The sequence below is a fragment of the Rhodococcus sp. OK302 genome (assembly GCF_002245895.1).
Classification (GTDB): Bacteria; Actinomycetota; Actinomycetes; order Mycobacteriales; family Mycobacteriaceae; genus Rhodococcus_F.
Map to the genome: position 1 here is coordinate 4,483,313 of NZ_NPJZ01000001.1, position 19,513 is coordinate 4,502,825.

16 protein-coding genes are annotated in these 19,513 nt (G+C 61.4%); 3 read left to right on the forward strand and 13 right to left on the reverse strand.

The window, feature by feature from the left end; genetic code table 11:
• Positions 1 to 35: 35 nt before the first annotated feature.
• Positions 36 to 2,996: an excinuclease ABC subunit UvrA gene (gene uvrA, locus BDB13_RS20585; protein ID WP_094275065.1), complete on the reverse strand. Its 2,961-nt coding sequence runs from the start codon at positions 2,994 to 2,996 to the stop codon at positions 36 to 38.
• 173 nt (positions 2,997 to 3,169) lie between these two features.
• Here uvrA and BDB13_RS20590 point away from each other — a divergent pair, with 173 nt between their 5' ends.
• On the forward strand, positions 3,170 to 3,856 hold the full coding sequence (locus tag BDB13_RS20590; protein ID WP_094273464.1) for an MBL fold metallo-hydrolase: 687 nt from the start codon (positions 3,170 to 3,172) through the stop codon (positions 3,854 to 3,856).
• Between the two features lie 75 nt (positions 3,857 to 3,931).
• Here BDB13_RS20590 and BDB13_RS20595 read toward each other — a convergent pair whose 3' ends face one another.
• Together BDB13_RS20595 and BDB13_RS20600 are read right to left on the reverse strand one after the other, a co-directional pair.
• Positions 3,932 to 5,002 carry an alpha/beta hydrolase gene (locus tag BDB13_RS20595; protein WP_254923043.1) on the reverse strand — a complete coding sequence of 357 codons (1,071 nt, stop codon included), beginning with the start codon at positions 5,000 to 5,002 and terminating at the stop codon, positions 3,932 to 3,934.
• Between the two features lie 120 nt (positions 5,003 to 5,122).
• On the reverse strand, positions 5,123 to 5,740 hold the full coding sequence (locus BDB13_RS20600) for a TetR/AcrR family transcriptional regulator (RefSeq protein ID WP_094273466.1): 618 nt from the start codon (positions 5,738 to 5,740) through the stop codon (positions 5,123 to 5,125).
• Positions 5,741 to 5,888: 148 nt separating this feature from the next.
• Between BDB13_RS20600 and BDB13_RS20605 the strand changes: the two genes are divergently transcribed.
• Both BDB13_RS20605 and leuC read left to right on the forward strand, forming a co-directional pair.
• Positions 5,889 to 6,455 (forward strand): VOC family protein, encoded by a 567-nt coding sequence (locus tag BDB13_RS20605; RefSeq protein WP_094273467.1) that lies wholly within the window; start codon positions 5,889 to 5,891, stop codon positions 6,453 to 6,455.
• Positions 6,456 to 6,457: 2 nt separating this feature from the next.
• On the forward strand, positions 6,458 to 7,873 hold the full coding sequence (leuC, locus tag BDB13_RS20610) for a 3-isopropylmalate dehydratase large subunit (RefSeq protein WP_094273468.1): 1,416 nt from the start codon (positions 6,458 to 6,460) through the stop codon (positions 7,871 to 7,873).
• A 19-nt stretch (positions 7,874 to 7,892) separates the two neighbouring features.
• Here the strand turns inward: leuC and BDB13_RS20615 are convergent, their stop codons facing one another.
• From BDB13_RS20615 to BDB13_RS20660, 10 genes are read right to left on the reverse strand one after another with little or no spacing between them, the layout of a single operon-like run.
• Positions 7,893 to 8,825: a ketopantoate reductase family protein gene (locus tag BDB13_RS20615; protein ID WP_094275066.1), complete on the reverse strand. Its 933-nt coding sequence runs from the start codon at positions 8,823 to 8,825 to the stop codon at positions 7,893 to 7,895.
• A gap of 8 nt (positions 8,826 to 8,833) precedes the next feature.
• Positions 8,834 to 10,000: an enolase C-terminal domain-like protein gene (locus BDB13_RS20620; protein WP_094273469.1), complete on the reverse strand. Its 1,167-nt coding sequence runs from the start codon at positions 9,998 to 10,000 to the stop codon at positions 8,834 to 8,836.
• Positions 10,001 to 10,019: 19 nt separating this feature from the next.
• Entirely contained in the window at positions 10,020 to 10,745 is a 726-nt protein-coding gene (locus BDB13_RS20625) for a GntR family transcriptional regulator (protein WP_094273470.1), read from the reverse strand.
• Between the two features lie 30 nt (positions 10,746 to 10,775).
• Positions 10,776 to 12,326: an AMP-binding protein gene (locus BDB13_RS20630; protein ID WP_094273471.1), complete on the reverse strand. Its 1,551-nt coding sequence runs from the start codon at positions 12,324 to 12,326 to the stop codon at positions 10,776 to 10,778.
• 51 nt (positions 12,327 to 12,377) lie between these two features.
• Complete coding sequence (locus BDB13_RS20635) at positions 12,378 to 13,904, reverse strand: class I adenylate-forming enzyme family protein (protein ID WP_094273472.1); 1,527 nt, start codon at positions 13,902 to 13,904, stop codon at positions 12,378 to 12,380.
• Positions 13,904 to 15,046, reverse strand: coding sequence for a branched-chain amino acid ABC transporter permease (locus BDB13_RS20640; RefSeq protein WP_094273473.1), 1,143 nt, complete (start codon positions 15,044 to 15,046; stop codon positions 13,904 to 13,906). Before BDB13_RS20640 ends, BDB13_RS20635 begins: the two co-directional genes overlap by 1 nt.
• Entirely contained in the window at positions 15,039 to 15,929 is an 891-nt protein-coding gene (locus tag BDB13_RS20645; RefSeq protein WP_141210671.1) for a branched-chain amino acid ABC transporter permease, read from the reverse strand. Before BDB13_RS20645 ends, BDB13_RS20640 begins: the two co-directional genes overlap by 8 nt.
• Entirely contained in the window at positions 15,922 to 16,734 is an 813-nt protein-coding gene (locus tag BDB13_RS20650) for an ABC transporter ATP-binding protein (protein WP_094273475.1), read from the reverse strand. Before BDB13_RS20650 ends, BDB13_RS20645 begins: the two co-directional genes overlap by 8 nt.
• Complete coding sequence (locus BDB13_RS20655; protein WP_217902142.1) at positions 16,727 to 17,500, reverse strand: ABC transporter ATP-binding protein; 774 nt, start codon at positions 17,498 to 17,500, stop codon at positions 16,727 to 16,729. The genes BDB13_RS20650 and BDB13_RS20655 overlap by 8 nt, the downstream gene beginning before the upstream one ends.
• A 22-nt stretch (positions 17,501 to 17,522) precedes the next feature.
• On the reverse strand, positions 17,523 to 18,785 hold the full coding sequence (locus BDB13_RS20660; RefSeq protein ID WP_094273477.1) for an ABC transporter substrate-binding protein: 1,263 nt from the start codon (positions 18,783 to 18,785) through the stop codon (positions 17,523 to 17,525).
• Positions 18,786 to 19,513 lie beyond the last annotated feature (728 nt).

Consider the following 19,513-nt stretch of genomic DNA (forward strand, 5'->3'; position numbering starts at 1 on the left):
AAAATTCCGGCCCGGCATCACTATTGACCGACTACCTATCCCACCGAAGCGGCCTTCTTACGTGGTGCAGCTTTCTTGGGCGCAACAGCCTTGACCGCGCGCTTCTTCGCAACAGCTTTTGCCTTGACCGGAGTGTGCTGGGCCGACAGGACTTCACTGAGGAACTTGCCGGTGTAGCTTTCGGGAACGGCGGCAATCTCTTCTGGAGTTCCTTCTGCGACAACGGTTCCGCCACCCGATCCGCCTTCCGGACCCATGTCGACAACCCAGTCCGACGTCTTGATCACGTCGAGATTGTGCTCGATCACGATGACGCTGTTGCCCTTGTCGACCAAGCCGTTGATGACGATCAGCAGCTTGCGGATGTCCTCGAAATGCAGACCCGTCGTCGGCTCGTCGAGGATGTACACGGTGCGTCCGGTGGAGCGCTTCTGAAGCTCGGCTGCCAGCTTGACGCGCTGAGCTTCGCCGCCGGACAGCGTCGGCGCCGGCTGACCCAAACGCACGTAACCGAGGCCGACGTCTACGAGCGTCTTGAGATAGCGGTGGATCGAGGTGACCGGCTGGAAAAACTCTGCGGCCTCTTCGATAGGCATGTCCAGCACCTCGGCGATGGACTTGCCCTTGTAGTGAACCTCGAGGGTCTCGCGGTTGTAGCGAGCTCCGTGGCAGACCTCGCACGGCACGTACACGTCGGGCAGGAAGTTCATCTCGATCTTGAGCGTTCCGTCACCGGAGCAAGCCTCGCAGCGACCGCCCTTGACGTTGAACGAGAAGCGCCCTGGCTGATAACCACGCACCTTCGCTTCGGTGGTGGCCGCGAACAGAGTGCGGATCTTGTCGAAAACACCCGTGTACGTAGCCGCGTTGGACCGTGGGGTACGACCGATCGGTGACTGATCAACCTGGACCAACTTGTCCAGCTGATCAAGACCGTTGATGCGGGTGTGACGGCCCGGCACCTGGCGAGCACCGTTGAGCTTGTTCGCCATGACCGTGGCAAGGATGTCGTTGACCAGTGTGGATTTACCCGAGCCGGAAACACCGGTGACCGCAGTGAGAACGCCCAAGGGGAAACTCACGTCTATGCCGTCGAGGTTGTGCTCGCGGGCACCGACAACCGTGACCTGACGCTTGCGGTCGACCGGACGGCGAACCTCGGGCACCTCGATGAACTTTCGTCCGGAGAGGTACGCGCCGGTGATGGACTCCTCGCACGTGAGCAGGTCTTTGTAGGGTCCACTGTGGACGACCTTGCCACCGTGCTCGCCGGCGTACGGTCCGATGTCAACGACCCAGTCGGAGGTACGGATGGTGTCTTCGTCGTGCTCGACGACGATCAGTGTATTGCCGAGGTCACGGAGCCTGGTCAGCGTTTCGATCAGTCGACGGTTGTCGCGCTGATGCAAACCGATGGACGGCTCGTCGAGCACGTAGAGAACGCCGACGAGACCGGAGCCGATCTGCGTTGCGAGACGGATTCGCTGGGCTTCACCGCCGGACAACGTGCCGGCAGCACGCGAGAGCGAGAGGTATTCGAGGCCGACATCGAGGAGGAATCCGAGTCGAGCCTGAACTTCCTTGAGCACCTGACCCGCGATGGCCTCTTCACGAGACCCGAGCGTGAGGCTGTTCAAGAAATCTGCGCAATCGGAGATCGAGAGTTCACAGACCTCCGCGATGGACTTGCTGCCGAATGCACCGGCAGCGATGGTCACCGACAGGATTTCGGGGCGTAGGCGCGCACCACCACAGGCGGGACACGGGGTGTCGCGCATGTAGCCGTCGTAGCGTTCCTTCATCTGGTCGGATTCGGTCTGCTCGAGCCTGCGATGTAGGAACGGCATGACGCCTTCGAACTCCGCGTAGTAAGAACGTGTACGGCCGTACCGGTTTTTGTACTTGACGTGAACCTGCTCTTCACTGCCTTCGAGAATTGCCTTGCGCGCCTTGGCCGGAAGCTTGTTCCACGGCGTCTTCATATCGAAGCCGAGGATGTCGCCCAAGCCGGACAGCAGGCGTCCGAAGTACTCGGAACTCTGCCCCATCGACCACGGCGCAATGGCCCCGTCCTGGAGGCTCAGTTCCGCATCGGGCACAACAAGTTCAGGATCAACTTCCTTGCGGATACCCAGACCGGTGCACTCGGGGCACGCACCGTACGGCGAGTTGAACGAGAACGAACGCGGCTCCAGATCATCGATAGCCAATGCATGGCCGTTGGGGCACGCCAACTTCTCGGAGAACCGGCGTTCCCGATCGGGAGCATTTTCTTCGCGGTCGACAAAATCGAGGACAACGATGCCCTCGGCAAGACGAAGCGCAGTTTCGACCGAGTCGGTGAGACGCTGCTTGGAACTCGCCTTGACCTGCAGACGGTCGACAACGACCTCGATGTCGTGCTTTTCCTGCTTCTTCAACTTGGGCGGATCAGCCAGCGAATGTACGACGCCGTCAACACGAACACGCGAGTAACCCTGTGTGTTCAGCTGATCGAAGAGGTCGACGAACTCACCCTTACGCGTACGCACAACCGGAGCGAGAACCTGGAACTTGATGCCCTCTTCCATCTCGAGGACCTGGTCCACGATCTGCTGAGGCGTCTGACGCGCAATTTTCTCGCCACAGACGGGGCAATGCGCTGAACCTGCACGTGCATAGAGGAGCCGGAGGTAGTCGTAGACCTCGGTGATGGTGCCCACGGTTGATCGCGGGTTTCGGTTGGTCGACTTCTGATCGATCGACACAGCCGGCGACAAACCCTCGATGAAATCGACATCAGGCTTGTCCATCTGCCCCAAGAACTGACGCGCATACGCCGAGAGTGACTCGACGTAGCGTCGCTGTCCTTCGGCGAAGATCGTGTCGAACGCGAGGCTGGACTTACCGGAACCCGACAGCCCAGTGAAAACGATCAAGCTGTCTCGCGGGAGATCGAGATCGACTCCCCGCAGATTGTGCTCACGCGCACCCCGCACGATCAGGCGATCCGCCACACCAATTCCCTTCATCGTCATTCATCTGGGGATGTCCCACCAGTGAAGTCCCGAGCAACCAACCGCAGCGAGTCCTCGAACCAGGCCATGTTAAGCCGAGCCACCGACACGTTTCCGTCTCCAGTGTGAACCCAGCGTTCTACCTGCCCCTATTCGAAGGTAGCGTGCCTTTCATGACGAATCTGCCCATCGTGATCGACAACTCCTACACCGGTCAGCTCTCCCCCGATTCTGCGCCTCAACGACGCACTCTCGACGGCGCAACCATCACAAAGATGTCTGTCGGCCCCATGGACAACAACACCTACCTCGTGGTCTGTTCCGCTACCGGAAAGTCACTGCTGATCGATGCTGCCAATGAAGCCGAGAAGATCGTTGCGTTGATCGAGCAGGAAGCACCGGTCTTCGATTCCATCGTCACCACCCATCAGCACGGCGATCACTGGTTGGCCTTGAAGGACGTCCACGCCGCAACCCAGGTTCCGACGGCGGCACATCCCCTCGACGCCGGAGTACTCCCAGTTACACCGGATGTACTCCTCGAAGACGGTGACACCGTCACCGTCGGCAGTCTGGCTCTCGACGTCATCCACCTGTCGGGCCATACACCGGGATCTATCGCGCTCGCGCTGACCGAACCTTCCGGCCAGGTTCACATCTTCACGGGCGACTCGCTCTTCCCCGGAGGTGTTGGAAAGACGCCCGACCCCGAGAAATTCACCTCACTGCTCGACGACGTCGAGACAAAGCTTTTCGGACGCTACGACGACACCGCCATCGTCTACCCCGGCCACGGAAAAGACACGACACTCGGCGTCGAGCGTCCGCACCTGCAGGAGTGGCGCGCTCGCGGTTGGTGACATGAAGACGGCGACGCCCTCTCCTGTGAAATCCAGGAGAGGGCGTCATCGGAAACTACTTCCGAGGATTTTTGACTAGATCGACGCTCCGAAACGCTTTTCAATCCACGCTGCAGTCAGGTCGGCAAGCTCGTCACGAGCGCCCGGGGTCAGGAAGTAGTGATCCGCTTCCAACTCGTGGAACTCCTTGTCCTGCGCTCCGATCAACCCGCGGATCGCCTCGGCATCGCTGGGAAACACACCGGTGTCCTGCACACCGTTAACCACGAGCGAGGGAACAGTGATGTTGGGCAGGTGCGCAACCGCCCGAGTCTGAGAGTCCTCGAGACTCCACAGCGACAACCACGTCCTCAATGTGCACGCCGAGGCAATTCCGAACACCGAGCGGTTCGCCCGCTCCGGAATGCCGGCGTAGCAAAGATTCGCCTTGCGATTGGTGGGTTCGAGGGTGGGATCGACCATCCGCGGATCGGCCCAGGTTCGGAATACCGAAAACGGCCGGTCGTGGTAGCCCGCCGCCGTGATCCGCTCGAACTCCGCCTTCACCCATCCTGTGATTCGGTGATTGCGGGCAACCTGAGCAGCACGGTAGCGCTCTACGAACTCAGCGCTGTACGCAGGCCCGTTGTCCGGATTGAACAAGTCGAGAGACGAATCCGTCGCCAATGGATCATTCTCATCGGTGACCGAACCATCCATCCACGAAGTAAGCACATCGGGCCGCCCCAGGTGGGCTGCGGTCGAGATATACGCGTCACCGGCCGGAAGGTTTTCGACACCAGCCGCCAAGGACATTCCGGGCAACGGCGTGATACTCGGTGCCACAGCCTGGGACTGGTAGGCAGCCATGAGCGAGCCACCACCCGAGTTGCCGAGCAGGATGACGTTCTCCACACCGGCTTCCTCACGTAGCCAGCGAACACCCACTCCAATGTCGGTGAGGGCGTAGTCCAGGATGAACCGCGCCTCGTCTCCACGGAACCGGGTATTCCAGCCGAGGAAGCCGATCCCCCGTTCTGCCAGATAATCCGCCATGTAGTGCTCGGAGAAGTCGATTTGGTAGTGCGTCGCGATAACGGCCGTCTTCGGGCGTGTTCCGGCCCGCCGGTGATAGAGCCCTTGACACGGGTGTCCACCCGCGCCCATACGGGGAAGGTTGAGACTCGGCAGTCCGACAAAGGTGCGTTCGATAGCCACTACGACTCCTTGTTTATAAATCTGGGTTCAGATTTAGTATCACGGCGTCGAGCTATATGTCCATACCTTTCACTCCCGCCAATACACGGCGCGGAACCAGATTTCGGTCAACGTCGCGATACATGCCTCGTCATCCACGCCGGCGGCACCCCCGTTGGCCAACTTCTCGTAACTGAACATATTCAGCATCCCGACGATCGCCGTAGCCGTGAGACGAGGATCGACGCCCGGGCAGTAGCCCCGCTCCTGCGCTCGGACAACTTCCTCGGTGATGCCGGAAATAGCCTCCTCGCAAAGTTCGTCCCAGACTCGGGCGAAGTCATCGTTGACCATGGCGAGCTGAAAAACCCCCACCATCTCCGCGAGTCGCTCCCGGTATGTCTCCCAGTGCGCCCTGGCCGACGCCTCCACACGCTGCCGCGGTTCGCGGCCGACCAACTTCCGGTTGGCCTGCGCGCGCACACGCGCGTCCACCTGGAACTGACGTGCCCAGCTCTCGAGCAACGCCTCTTTGGAGTCGTAGTAGTTGTAGAACGACGCCGGCGACCTTCCCGCTTCCGCGAGGATGTCGGCCACCCGCATCTTGAGGAAACCCTTTTTCGCAATCACCTTTCGGGCAGCAGCGTCGATCGCTTCCAGCGTTTCGCGGCCCCGCTTCGTCGGTCGCGGCTTCTCGGAACCAGTCATGTGCGCACCCTTTCACGGCAGCCGTAGATCGTCAGCCGTCTTTCTACACCAGAACCGCACCATGGCCGCGCACACGCGCCGCAAACAACCATTGTCCGTATATGAATCTGATGTTAGAGTCAGTTCTTCGCCCTCGAAAGGATGTCTCATGAGCACACCCCGTTTCGAAGTACGCGGCTTCAACCACGTCGCGCTCGTCTGCTCGGATATGGAAAGGACCGTCGACTTCTACACGAATATCCTCGGCTTCCCCCTCGTGAAAACCGTCGATCTTCCCGACGGCATCGGACAACACTTCTTCTTCGACGTCGGCAACGGCAACTCCCTCGCGTTCTTCTGGTTCACCGATGCTCCCGACGGTGTTCCGGGCATCTCCGCGCCCGTCGAGAAGCCCGGCTTCGGCGAATGGACGAGTGCCGTGAGCTCCCTCAATCACATCGCGTTCGACGTCCCTCCCGAGAAGTTTCAGGACTACCGCCAAAAGCTGAAGGAATCAGGTGTCCGGGTAGGCCCACTCGTGAACCACGACGACAGCCCGTCCCAGATAGCGACCGAGATGCACGACGGCGTGTACGTCCGCTCGTTCTACTTTCAAGACCCCGACGGCATTCTCCTCGAGTTTGCGTGCTGGATGCGCGCCTTCGGTCCGCACGACGTCTCACACACGCCGCGGACTGCAGCGGACCGCCGTAAGCCCGTAGCTGTCAACGACTGAAGATGAAAGGACGGGCCGTGGCGCCGCGCACCCTGTTCGACAAGCTCTGGGACGAGCACGTTGTCGTTCGCGGCGACACCAGTCCCGATCTGCTCTACGTCGACCTGCACTTGCTCCATGAAATGACGTCCCCGCAAGCTTTCGAGGGACTCCGGGCCGCGGGCCGACCAGTCCGTCGGCCCGATCTGACGATGGCGACCGAGGACCACAACGTACCCACCACCGGACCTGGGTCGCCGGTCTCGGATCCACTGAGCCGACTGCAATTGGAGTTGGTTCGACGCAACTGCGCGGCGTTCGGTGTGCCGCACAACCCCATGGGCTCGGCCGGCAACGGCATCGTTCACGTCATCGGGCCCGAGCAGGGCCTGACGCAACCCGGTCTGACAATCGTGTGCGGCGACTCGCACACCTCCACCCACGGAGCCTTCGGAGCACTTGCCTTCGGGATCGGAACAAGTCAGGTCGAGCACGTCCTGGCAACACAAACGCTCCAGATGGAGCGACCGAAGTCGATGCAAGTGCGTATCGACGGTGACCTCGACCCCGGTGTGAGCGCAAAAGACCTCGCCCTGCACGTCGTTCGCGCCCTAGGCCCCAACGGTGGCGCCGGGAGCGTCATCGAATACCGCGGAAACGCGATCCGTGCGCTCAGCATGGAACAGCGAATGACCTTGTGCAACATGACCATCGAATGCGGTGCGCGCGGCGGCTTGGTTGAACCTGACGACGTGACTTTTGCCTACCTACGCGGCCGCAAACACGCTCCGGCAGGTGCCCGGTGGAACGAAGCGCTCGCATATTGGCAGACACTGCGCACTGACGACGACGCTCAATTCGACCGCACCCGGATACTATCCGCGGCTGACATCTCCCCGACCGTCACCTGGGGCACCATCCCCAGCCACTCGATCTCGTTGGACGGCGTTGTCCCGTCCCCTGACGAGTACACCGACCCAGCCGAGCGCGAAGCTGCGACTCGCGCTCTGGAATACATGGATCTGAAACCAGGAACTCCGATGCGCGACATCGCAATTGACACGGTCTTCATCGGGTCCTGCACCAACGGGCGGCTTGAAGACCTACGTGCGGCGGCGCAGGTAATCACCAACCGAACAGTTGCTCCCGGCGTCCGAGCGCTCGTGGTCCCCGGCTCGCGCGCCGTCGCGGCCGCTGCCGAAGCAGAGGGACTCGACCGGATCTTCACCCAGGCAGGATTTCTGTGGCGCTCCGCCGGCTGTTCGATGTGCACCGCAATGAATCCGGACGCACTGGGTCCCGGACAACGCTCGGCGTCGACGACCAATCGAAACTTCGAGGGTCGCCAAGGTCCGGGTGCACGAACTCACCTGGTGTCACCTGTGGTGGCAGCGATGACAGCCGTTCGCGGCCGACTCAGCGGTCCTGGGGACTGCTGAACCGGCCGCGGCAACCAACTCAGCTGCCGGGACGGACCCCGAAACCTGCCTCGCGGGTCCGGACCAGCGCAACCAGAGTCGCGTTTACCGGAGCGAGGCGGCCAACCTTGGCCGCCTCGCGGGGAATGGCACCGTTGATCAATGCGATCTCACTGACCCGTCCAGCTTCGTGATCGAGCAACGCTGACGGCTTCGCCGCGGGCATTCTCGCCCCGAAATCGCGTACGAACGCGACCGGGTCCCCCACGTCGATGGCGATGCCGCGGGCCTTCGCGACCTCCCAGGCCTCGATCGCCGCAGCCTGGCTGACCGGGCCCATCTCGTCGTGATCGAGCACCTCTCCCACGGTCAGACCGGTCAACGCACACGGAGCACTGTAGGCCACGTTGCAGATCAGCTTCTCCCACTGCATCGCAGCGATGTCGTCGACGGCCAATGCGTCGAAACCCGCTGTCCGCCAGGCCTCGGCAACCCGGTCCACGACCGCGAACGAGAGATCGCCGTAGGCCCCGAACCGCATCGCCCTCATCGCGTTGTGGTTCACCTGGCCGGGGGCGACAAGCGACGCACCGAAACCACTGGCAATGCCTACTGCGAGTCGGTCCGCCCCCACATGCCGGGCGACCTCGTCGGCTGATCCCAGACCGTTCTGAATTGTCAGCACCACTGTGTCGTCGCCGATCAGGCTGCCGAGTGAGGCCGCCGCGGCCGGGACATCGGAGGCCTTCACCGCCAGAATCACCAGATCGACCACCTCGTCCGGGATCGCCGAGAAAGCGCGTATCGACGCCACCTGCTCCCCGTCCGGACCGGAGATTCGCAGTCCCGAGGTTGCGATGGCGTTGACATGATCCACCCAGCGGTCCACCACCAACACGTCGTGACCGGCAGTGGAGAGCCTGCCCGCATAGACGGAACCCATTGCGCCGCAGCCGACTACAGCAACTTTCATTCGCGCAGTCATGCCACCAACCCCGCAATCCTCTCAGCCAGACCCGACTTTGCCTCCAGCCCGAACCCAGGGTTGTCAGCGGGCCGAATCAGGCCGTCTGCCAACACACAGTCCTCGCTGTAACCGCCGAACGGCTCGAACACACCCGGATATGCCTCACAGCCGCCCAACCCCAACCCGACGACGATATGGAGGTTCATCAGGTGGCCACCGTGTGGCATCGCGGAGGTCCGGTCGAATCCACGCTCTTCCATGAGCGCGATCATGGCCGCGTACTCGGTCAGCCCGTAGCTCAGTCCCGCGTCCATCTGGAGGATGTCACGGTCGGGCCGAAGTCCGCCGAATCGGAGAAGATTACCGACGTCCTGCGTGGAGAACAGATTCTCGCCCGTTGCGATGACTCCGTCGTATGCCTGCGTCAGTTCGCTGTACAGGGCGTAGTCGAGTGGATCTACCGCCTCTTCGTACCAGCGCAGCCCGTACGGCGCGAGGGCCTCGGCGTACTTCAGGGCCTGTCCGCGGTCGAAGCGGCCGTTCGCGTCGACCGCCAGATGGCGGCCGCTTCCGGTGACCTCGATGGCCGCCTCGATCCGTCGCAAGTCCTCGCCGAGTTCGAGTCCGCCGATCTTGATCTTGACGCTCGGGTATCCCGCAGCGAGATACCCGGCGATCTCCTCGCGCAGCCGACCCAGATCGTCGACATCTTGGTAGTAGCCACCGGCAGCGTAGACCGGTGCCCCCGACGCCAGCGGCGTCCGATCATGGGCTCGAGCGATCGTCTGATACACCGGTTCATCGTGGTATTTGGCGAGCAGATCCCACACGGCCAGCTCGATCGCACTCGCTGCCGCAGCGCGGTCGCCGTGACCGCCTGGCTTCTCGTCCGTCAGAGCGCACCGCAGGACCCGAGCGGGATCCAACAGGCCCGTAGTCGACGACAGGAGCGTGTCCGGGTCTGCCTCGAGCACCCGCGGAATCATCCGTTCACGCAGGATGCCGCCCTGCGAGTGGCGACCGATCGAATTGAATGCAACACCCACCAACGGACGCCCGTTGCGCACCGTGTCAGTGAAAACGGCAACAAGGGAGACCTTGTGCTTGTCGAAGCTGACTACTGCGTTCGAAATGGCGCCGGCGAGCGGGACATCAAGCTCGCGGATCTCGGTGATCCTCAATTTTCCTCCATAGCTTTTCTCAACGCTGCCGGTGCATCGACACGTTGAAATCGAAACGGTCGCCCGGGTGAATGGACACAGTTACCTGAGCCACGGCCCCCGAACTCTCGACATATCGGCGGGTAATTTCGAGGCACGGCGAACCGGCCTCGGCATGCAACAGCTCGGCGAGGTCTTTCGGCAGGGCGCACGCACGGATGCGCTGCTCGACTCGATCAGTCAGGCGTCCGGTGCATCTCTCGACAATCTCGTTGATTAGCCCGTCGGGGCGTTCGAGGCGGTCCCCTACGGTGGCGGCGACATCGGGATCGAGGTACACGTCGGTGTGGCACACCGGGCTTTCCTCACCAAGATCACCGAGCCGCAACATACTGATCCGAGTCCACGGATCACCGGCCTGACCGCCGATCCGGTCGACCAACGACTGATCGGCAACCACATCGTCCCGCGACAACACCAGCCGTCGGGTCTCGACCGAGTACTGCAGAAGATCATTCATATTCGTCACGGTGCGCGTATATCCGCTGGTCGGCTGTACAGACTCGACAGTTGTTCCAATCTTGCGTCGACGGGACACCATGCCCACGCTCTCCAGGGAACCCAGCGCCGAGCGAACCGTAGCCCGGGACACCGCATAGCTGTCGGCGAGCTTCATCTCGGTGGGCAATTTCGAGCCCACCGGGTAAGACCCGTCCTCGATCCGCAAGGCTAGCGAACGCGCCACCTCTTCATACCGTGCAACCATAATTTTCCTTCTCCCCCTGATCGCGGGCAATCATGCGATCCCCCGAACATGTCCCGCCCAGAAGGGCCGGCGCAGTTCACGTTTGAGGAGTTTGCCGCTGGGGTTGCGCGGTAGTACCGAGACGATGTCGACTGATGTGGGGCACTTGTAATGTGCCAGATTCTCCCGACAGTAGGCGATCACTTCGTTCACATCCAAGTCGTCTCCGACCGGCACGACCACGGCTTTGACCGTCTCACCCCAGCGTTTGTCGGGTACCCCGATAACGGCGGCGTCCCGTACGCCGGTATGAGCCATGAGCACGTTCTCCACCTCCACCGGATACACGTTCTCACCACCGGACACGATCATGTCCTTGACACGGTCGCAGAGAAACAGATATCCGTCCTCGTCGAGGTAGCCCGCGTCACCGGTCCGGAACCAACCGTCGGGGCTGAGCACCGCAGCAAGTTCGTCGGGCTGGTTGCGATAGCCCGTCAGCACCATCTCGCTACGCGTCCACACTTCACCAGTAGTCCCGACCGAAACACTCTCCCCACTGACCGGGTCGAAGATGCCCATCTCGACGCAGGACAGGGGTCGACCGGCCGAGGCCAATCGCGCGCCACCGTTACGGTGATCATGGGCATCGAGAATTGTTATGGGACCACAAGTTTCAGTCATGCCATACCCCTGCATGAGGTCACAGCCAAACACATCCTGAGCCTCCGCCGCGATGGTGGGCGACATCGGGGAGCCACCGTAGATCAACGTCCGCAGCTCTGGGTACGTCGACTTCCGTGCACTCTCGTGCTCGACCAACATCTGCACCACCGCCGGCACGGTCAGGGCATGGTTGACCGCACCCCCGGCAAGTACCTGCAGCACCAACTCCGGGCGTATATCCAACACATGGTGCGAGCCGGCACCGCGACCCAGACAAAAGAAAATCCATCCCGTGCCGGAAATATGGAAGTTCGGTGCCGGAACCATGACTACGTCTCCCGGCCGGATCTGCCACGGAGGGTTGGACGCGAGGTTGGCGGCAAGCGCACGGTTGGACAACTGCACGCCCTTGGGACGGCCGGAGGTTCCCGATGTGTAGACCATGAGCACAACGTCGTCCGGGCCTGCACTCGGCGCGACGGGCTCATCCGACCACTGCGCCAGCCACTGTTCGAAGTCCTGTGACTGCGCGCCCCTCACGAGAAGTCGGGAGCGGCCGTCCTCCGGCACCGGATGTCCCATCAGCGGCATGAACTCGGCCTCGACCACGATCACGTCAAGGTCCGCATCCGTAACGATCTCTTGCATCTCCCGACGACTCAGCCGCCAATTCAATGGCACTGCATAGCCTTTCACCAGCGAGGCTGCAGCCATCACCTCACCCCACGAGACGGCACTCTTGCCCACAAATCCCACACCGCGCACATGAACGCTCGCCGACTCCAGGGCACCGAAACCGGTGGCGAGTCGACTACTACGCCGATACCACTCGGAGAAGGTACGTGCGGCGACACCCTCAACGGCGATCCCGGGTGAGTCCGGCAGTTCCTGCGCCCAATGCTCGAGCATCCGTCCGATCGAATGATGGTGGTCCATATTCTCCTCCTACTCTTGTACTCCTGGCCTGCACTCCCGGCTAACGGCCGTTCAGGAGGAACTGACTACTAAGCGCTCGCGCAATTCGACCTTGCGCACCTTGCCCAGCGCATTGCGTGGTAACTCTTCGATGTGCTCGATCGAGGACGGACACTTGAACCCGGCCAACCGCTCCCGGCAGTGGCGAGCCAATTCACCCTCGGCTGGAACCGCATTCGCAGCGCAGACAACAAACGCCACCGGAGTCTCACCCCACTTCGGATGCGGCCGTGCGACCACTGCAACATCCACGACAGCAGGATGCTCGAGTAGTGCCCGCTCGATCTCGGCGGGATAGACGTTCTCGCCGCCACTGATGATCATGTCCTTGGTGCGCCCGACGATCCGCAGGAATCTGTCCTCGTCGAGGATCGCCATGTCACCCGTTCGGTACCAGCCGTCGTCGGTGAAGGCTGCCTCAGTTTCCTCCGCATTGCGCCAGTATTCGCGGATGACGTTCTCACTCCGAACCCACAACTCGCCCGCCTGCCCATCGGGCTGCGTGCGACCTGAATGATCGACAATGCGCGCCTCCCATCCCTGCGAGATCTGGCCTGCGGAAGCGAGTCGATCGCTGCCCGGGACATGATCCTCCGGGCGTAGTACCGACAGGAATCCCTGAAGTTCGGTACTACCGTAGATCTGGCGGAACCGACTGCAGACCACGCGGAGGGCCCGCTCCAGCAACGCGGATTCAATTGGCGCGGCACCGTATTGCACCTCACGCAAGCTCGACAAGTCGGCACCTAGTCGCGCACCCTCCAGAGCGTCGACGAGCATCTCGATAATTGTCGGGGCGGCAGTGAAGAAGTTGATGCCGTCGTGCGCAACCGTGTCGATGACTCGGTCGATATCGAATCCGTCTTGAATGAAAAGCGTTCCCCCGGTCAAAAAACACTGCATTGCCTGGGCGAATCCTGCGAGATGGAACAGCGGCATCATCACCAGGTGCCGACTACCCCGCTGCTGGTCGCCGATATCGATAGCGAACCCCGCGAGCCCGCGAATGAGTGAGCCATGATCGAGCGGAATCACCTTGGGCAAACCAGTAGTTCCACTGCTGTGAATGAGGAACGCCACCTGATCGCTGCGCAACCGGTTATGTGGGTACGGGGCTGCCGGTCCGGCGATACCGACGACTGCGTTCCAACCGTCACCACCAGGTCCGTCCACTACTCGAATGAGATCGTCGCGATTGTCGACACCGGACCGGCACGACTCATCGGCGAAAATCCCGACCGGAGTCGCGATCTCGAGCAACCGATCGATTTCGTGCCCGGTCATTCGCCAGTTCACGAGTAGCGGCACTGCGCCGAGCCGCATGAGACCGAGTGTCTGGACGAGGAATTCAACAGTGTTGTGGGAAATTACCGCAACGACGTCTTCCGCCCGTACGCCTAGGCCATACCAGCTTGCAGCGGTCTTCTCGACCCGATCCTGAAGTTGCCGGTACGTCAACTGCTCTCGATCGTCGCTCACCGCAAGGACATTCGGATCGGACGTGGCACGCCAGTCGAGAACGTGCAGCCAGGTGTACATCAGACGGTCTCCTTCTCCTGGTTCAGTTCGGATACCAGATCCTGCTCAGGATCCTGATTCGGTTCCGTAGCGATATCCTGCTTCGATTCGGGAACGTGGCGCGCGCGGCGCACTGGCCCTGTCAGCCACCCCAGAACCCGATCGAGTCCGCCGCGGGCAAACATGATGACGAGGATCAACAGGCCGCAGTAGACGAAGACGCTCATCACGTTGGCGTCGACGCCGCCTTCTCCCACTGGCACGAGGAAGGGGATGTTACCGGCGTACTGCCCGAGCAGTCGAGGCAGTGCAGTCACGAACACTGCACCGGCGATTGCGCCGCGCAAGCTGCCGAGACCGCCGATAATGATGATCACCAAGTAGTCAGTGGAAAGCGTGAACCCGAACGCCTGTGGGGTAATGAACTGAATCGTGACGGCCAGGAACACGCCGGCAATGCCCGCGTACACCGAGGCGACGAAGAAGGCTCCGGCCTTGTACCGGCCCACGTTGACCCCCATGGATGCGGCCGCCACTTCGCTCTCGCGCACCATGGACAGAGCCAACCCCGGCCTTGCCTGGACGATCCGACGGGCAGCAATGAATGTCACCACCACCAAGACGATTCCGACCAGCCATAGTTTTTCCACTGCACCGAAGGGCACACCCAATATGTGCCACGGCTCGCTGTCACCGAAGTTCACGCCGAAGATATCGAATTCCGGTACCGCACGGCCGATATAGCCACCGCTGAATTGCTCGACCTCGTTGAGGAAGTGGACCCAGATAAACACCAACCCGATGGTGACCACCGCCAAGTAGAGTCCGGTGACCCGACTCGACAGCGGGCTGAGCAGCAGTCCACCTATCCCCGCGGCAAGAACTGCCCCGACGGCAGCAACAACGGGTGGCAGGCCCAAGCCCCATACGTTCTCACCCGACGGGCTCGCCAGGATGACGTAGCCGTACGCTCCGATGCCGACAAAAACTGCATGGGCCAACGAAATCTGACCGGCGACGCCCACGAGCATGGTCAAGCCCATCGCAGCGATTGCTGCAGCCATGGCCAGACCGCCGACTTGCAACCAGAATTCACTGACGAAGTACGGTGCAACAACCAGCGCTACCAGGAGTCCTGCTACGAGTAAACGTCCTCTAGACACGGGCCACCTGCTTCGAACTGAACAGACCCTCGGACCTCACCAGCAAAACAACCAACAGCAGTATCCACGCGCTGATACCGGACAGGTTGTGCGCCCATCCGCCCAATGAGCTCTCGTAGGTCGCTGCAAACGCTTCGGTCAGGCCGAGCATCATGCCGCCAACCAGTGCGCCGCCGACCGATCCCAGACCACCGATTACTGCGGCCGGAAAAGCGCGAAATGCCGTGTCGGCCAAGGAAGATGAAACGCCCGCGGCCGGGAAGGACGCAAGGAACAACCCGGCGAGAACCGCGAGTGCGCCACCGATTGCCCAGCTCGTCCAGGAGACCCGCGACAAACGCACGCCCATGAGCTTGGCGACCTCTGCGTCCTGACTGCTCACGCGCATCGCCAAGCCCCAGTTTGTGAATCGGAAGAGGAGCAGAAACACGATGATCGCGGTAACCGCAACCCCGAGCGCGATGAGCCGCGACGCCGGCATGGTGATCATCCCGAATTCAACGATCCGGTCTCCAACCGGATCGTTGAGGGCCCAGGACTCTGAACCGAGACGACGGCTGACTTCGGTGACGATCAGCAAGTTCACACCGAGAGTCAGGATCGTCAGCGTCACGTGATCCTGAGTCCGGGACTGCCGAATGAAAACAACATCAGTGATGACCGCTACCACCGCGCCCACCACGAGTCCGGCCAGGACGCCCACCAGATATCCATGCGATTCGCTGACCAGCGCCGCCACGAAGACACCTGAGAGCAAGAACCCACCGTGGGCGAAATTGAGGATTCCAGTGGCCCGGTAAATGACCACGAATCCGAGGGCCATCACGGCATACAGCGCACCGAGTGACAGTCCCCCAGCCAAGGCATTCACAAAATTATCCACGAGAAGTCCTCTCTAATTCGTAGGGCGTCGCGTCCGTACCGAGGTACGCGGCGATGACAGCAGGGTCCCGTTGCACGACGTCAGGTGCGCCGTCGGCAATCACCTTGCCGGACTGCAAGACCGTGACATGGTCGGAGAGAGTGAGCACCAACTCCATGTCGTGCTCGACGAGGAGCACAGTGAGGCCGAAGCGATCACGACATTCCCGGATCTGCTCACCTAAAGCACGTGATTCGGCGTCATTCATGCCCGCAACCGGTTCGTCGAGCAACAGCAGCGACGGCTCCGCACACAGGGCGCGCGCGATCTCCACTTTCTTGCGGATGCCATACGGCAATGGCCCGACAGGCTGGTCGAGGTATTCCTCGATACCCAGCGCCTCCGCCATTGTCTGAACTACTCTCTCGTCCTCGGCTCGCTCACGGCGAGCCGACGGCAGAGCCAATGCCGCGGCGAGCATCCCTGTGCGTGTCCGGTGGTGACGCCCGACTCGAAGCGTGTCCGCGACAGTCAGGTGCGGCGGGAGCACCAGGTTCTGGAAGGTACGAGCAATTCCGTGGGTGACGATCTTGTGTTGCGGCAGAGTATCGAGCCGCTCACCACCGAGACGGACCTGGCCCGACGCCAGCGGGTACAACGCGGTGAGAGCGTTGAAACACGTCGACTTCCCGGCTCCGTTCGGACCGATCAGTGAATGAATGGTGCCGCGCTTGACAGCAAACGAGACATTGTCCAGTGCCAGGACGCCACCGAACCGAACCGTCAAGCCCTCGGCCGTGAGAAGATTCCCGTCTATTTCAGACATCGTGTCCTTCCCCTGTCATGGCCAACACGGCGGAACCGTGAGCGGCAGTCTTACCGAGTGTGAGTTCGAGGAGCATGTCGGAGTCGATCAGTTCCGCCGCGGGTCCTTCGGCTGCCACGGTCCCGCCATTCAGGACATACGCATGGTGCGCGACGGACAGAGCGAGCCTCGTGTTCTGTTCGACCAGAAGGACACTCGTCCCGTCCGCGTTCACCTGTGTGATCGTCTCCATGATCTGCTGAGCGATGAGCGGTGCCAGACCCAACGACGGCTCATCCATGAGCAGTACCTTCGGCTCGCTCATCAGAGCCCGTCCGATCGCGAGCATCTGCTGCTCACCCCCGGACAGCAAGCCGGCGGTTTGCCCCGACCGATCCACCAGGATCGGGAAGAGTTCGCGAACTCGGCGCAAGCTGGCCGCCACACGAGACCGCGAGCGCACCGACAGTGCGCCGGCCATGAGGTTTTCCTGGACGGTCAGTTGCGCAAAGATTCGACGCCCTTCCGGTACCTGAACGATGCCGTGCCGAACGATCTTGTCCGCCTTACTTCGGCTGAGATCCAGACCCTCGCCACGTACCGTCCCGGCGACAACGTGTCCGCCCTGCACTCCGAGAATCCCTGAGAGTGCCCGCAGGAGTGTGGTTTTGCCGGCACCGTTGTTTCCGATCAGCGCTACAATCTGCCCGTCGTCGACGCGCAAATTCACGTCGTGAAGAACTTTTGCGGTTCCGTAACTCACTGCAAGGGAATCGACTTCGATCATCGTTGGCCTCCTCGCCCTGCAATCACTTGGCGTAGCCCTTGTCGGCCGCATATTTGACCGCGGCATCGCTGGCGGCGGGGTCCTGCACAATTACCGTGCCGCCCTTGGCATTCGGATCAGGCTTGATGATGAAGGAGGACAGCGAGGGAGCCTTGCCCGGAGTCGAGTAATCGAGGTCGACAGCCAGACCGTCGTTGGAGATGGCCCCCATCTTGCTCATCGCCGCAGTGATGCCCTTCGGCGTGAGATCGTTGTCCTTGCACGCCTGGTTCAAGCCCTTTTCGATCAACCGCGCCATCAAGTATCCGGACGCTGCGGGCGAAGTGATCGCGCGGTCGCCGTACTTGGCCGTCCAAGCAGCCAAGAGTTCCTGTACCGGTGCCGCATTCGAACTGAAGGGCGCATTGTTGGACGTCAGGACAACGTGACCGACAAGCGCATCGCGGGCCGGTCCTGCCAGGTCGCCGCTGGACAGCAGATTAGTGGCCTGAATGACCACGTCATACCCGCTCGCCTTCGCTACAGAAGCCGCCGAAACAGTTTGTGCGGCTGCAGTTCCCATGACAATCGCCTTTGCACCTGACTGCCGTAAGGTGTTGACCTGCGAGGTTGCGTCCGTGGCCGTGCTGTCGATCTTTGTGTTCTCCACCTTCAGGCCGAACTGCTTGGCTGCACCGGCGACACCGTTCGTGACCGCCGCTCCGATTCCGTTCGGATAAGCGATGACACCGATCGTGTCGCCTTCCTTCAGGGTCCCCTGCTTCACCAAGTAGGCCACGCCGTTCACGGCTTCTACGTCATACGGCGTACCCGGCATGAATGCCTCGGGCACCGCCAGCAGCACGGGGTCGAACGATCCAGCCATCACGCCCAGTCCATCCTGAGCGAGCTTGGGCCCGAGGGTGACGGCATCCGTACCCGGAGACAGATTCACGATCGCAGCAATGTCCGAACGCAGCGACGTGTACTGCGTCATGGTTTCCTGGGAGTTGTACTTGTTGTCACGCGACTCGATCCGCACTTGACGATCGCAGACGCCGCCATTCGCGTTGACCTTGTCGAACCACAGCTGGATGCCGGCAACTCCGTCTTGGCCCAAACCACCGATCGGACCACTCAGCGGCACCAGCGAGCCCAGCGTGATGGCATCAGCGGTTACACCGATACCTGTCTTCAGGTCGCCACTTGCTGCCGCACTGTCGGAGTCGGTCGCCTTCGAGGAGCAACCGGCAACGGCGAGTGCAATCACGAGCGTTGGACCTAGGACCTTGAGCGTGTTTTTCATTCTCTCTCCTGGACTGTTTGCGTGGGTGAGTGAGGCGAGTGCAGCAGTGAAACGGAAGTGAAAGTGTCAGATAAAACCTGCTCGGAGGCCGATCAATCCGGTTGCCCCGGGGCAACCGAGCCCAAGGCTCACGATTGACACCCCGCCGAAGAGGCCATGCAAACTGTTGCTGTAGTTGCCAATCCGTTTCCCCCTAGCCATCCGAGGGGCTTTTGAACCGCATGCCCGATGATCAGCAGTCCCACGACAAGCAGTAGAAGCAACAGGCCGGCATCAGCCTGTCCATTTACATCCATCACGAGCGCCTCCCGGCCGGGCTGAGATATAAACCTAAGTTCAGGTTTAGATACAAGCGTGATAGGCCTCACATGTCAAGGTGCGTACTAGAAATATTTTCAACAGATCACTAAATCTGCAGGTCACGTGGAAAAATGTCGTCTCAATCGGTGATCAATAGGTACGGACCAATATGTATTTCCTTCGTGGCGAGATCCATAGGAGAGCGACCGACCAACCGGCACCGGCCGTTCCCAAGTTGACCGCGCCACTGATGACGCGCATCTCCACCGTCATCAGCGCTAACCAAGGACGCGGAGCCTGCGAGCAAGAGATAGCGCAGATTCGCAGCCGCGAGGAGCACCGGAAGCATCATCCGCTCAGACCGCAGCGCTCGGGAAACGCCCGGAACCGTGCCGAATCTTGCACGTCGACATGACCGGGTGGAGTAT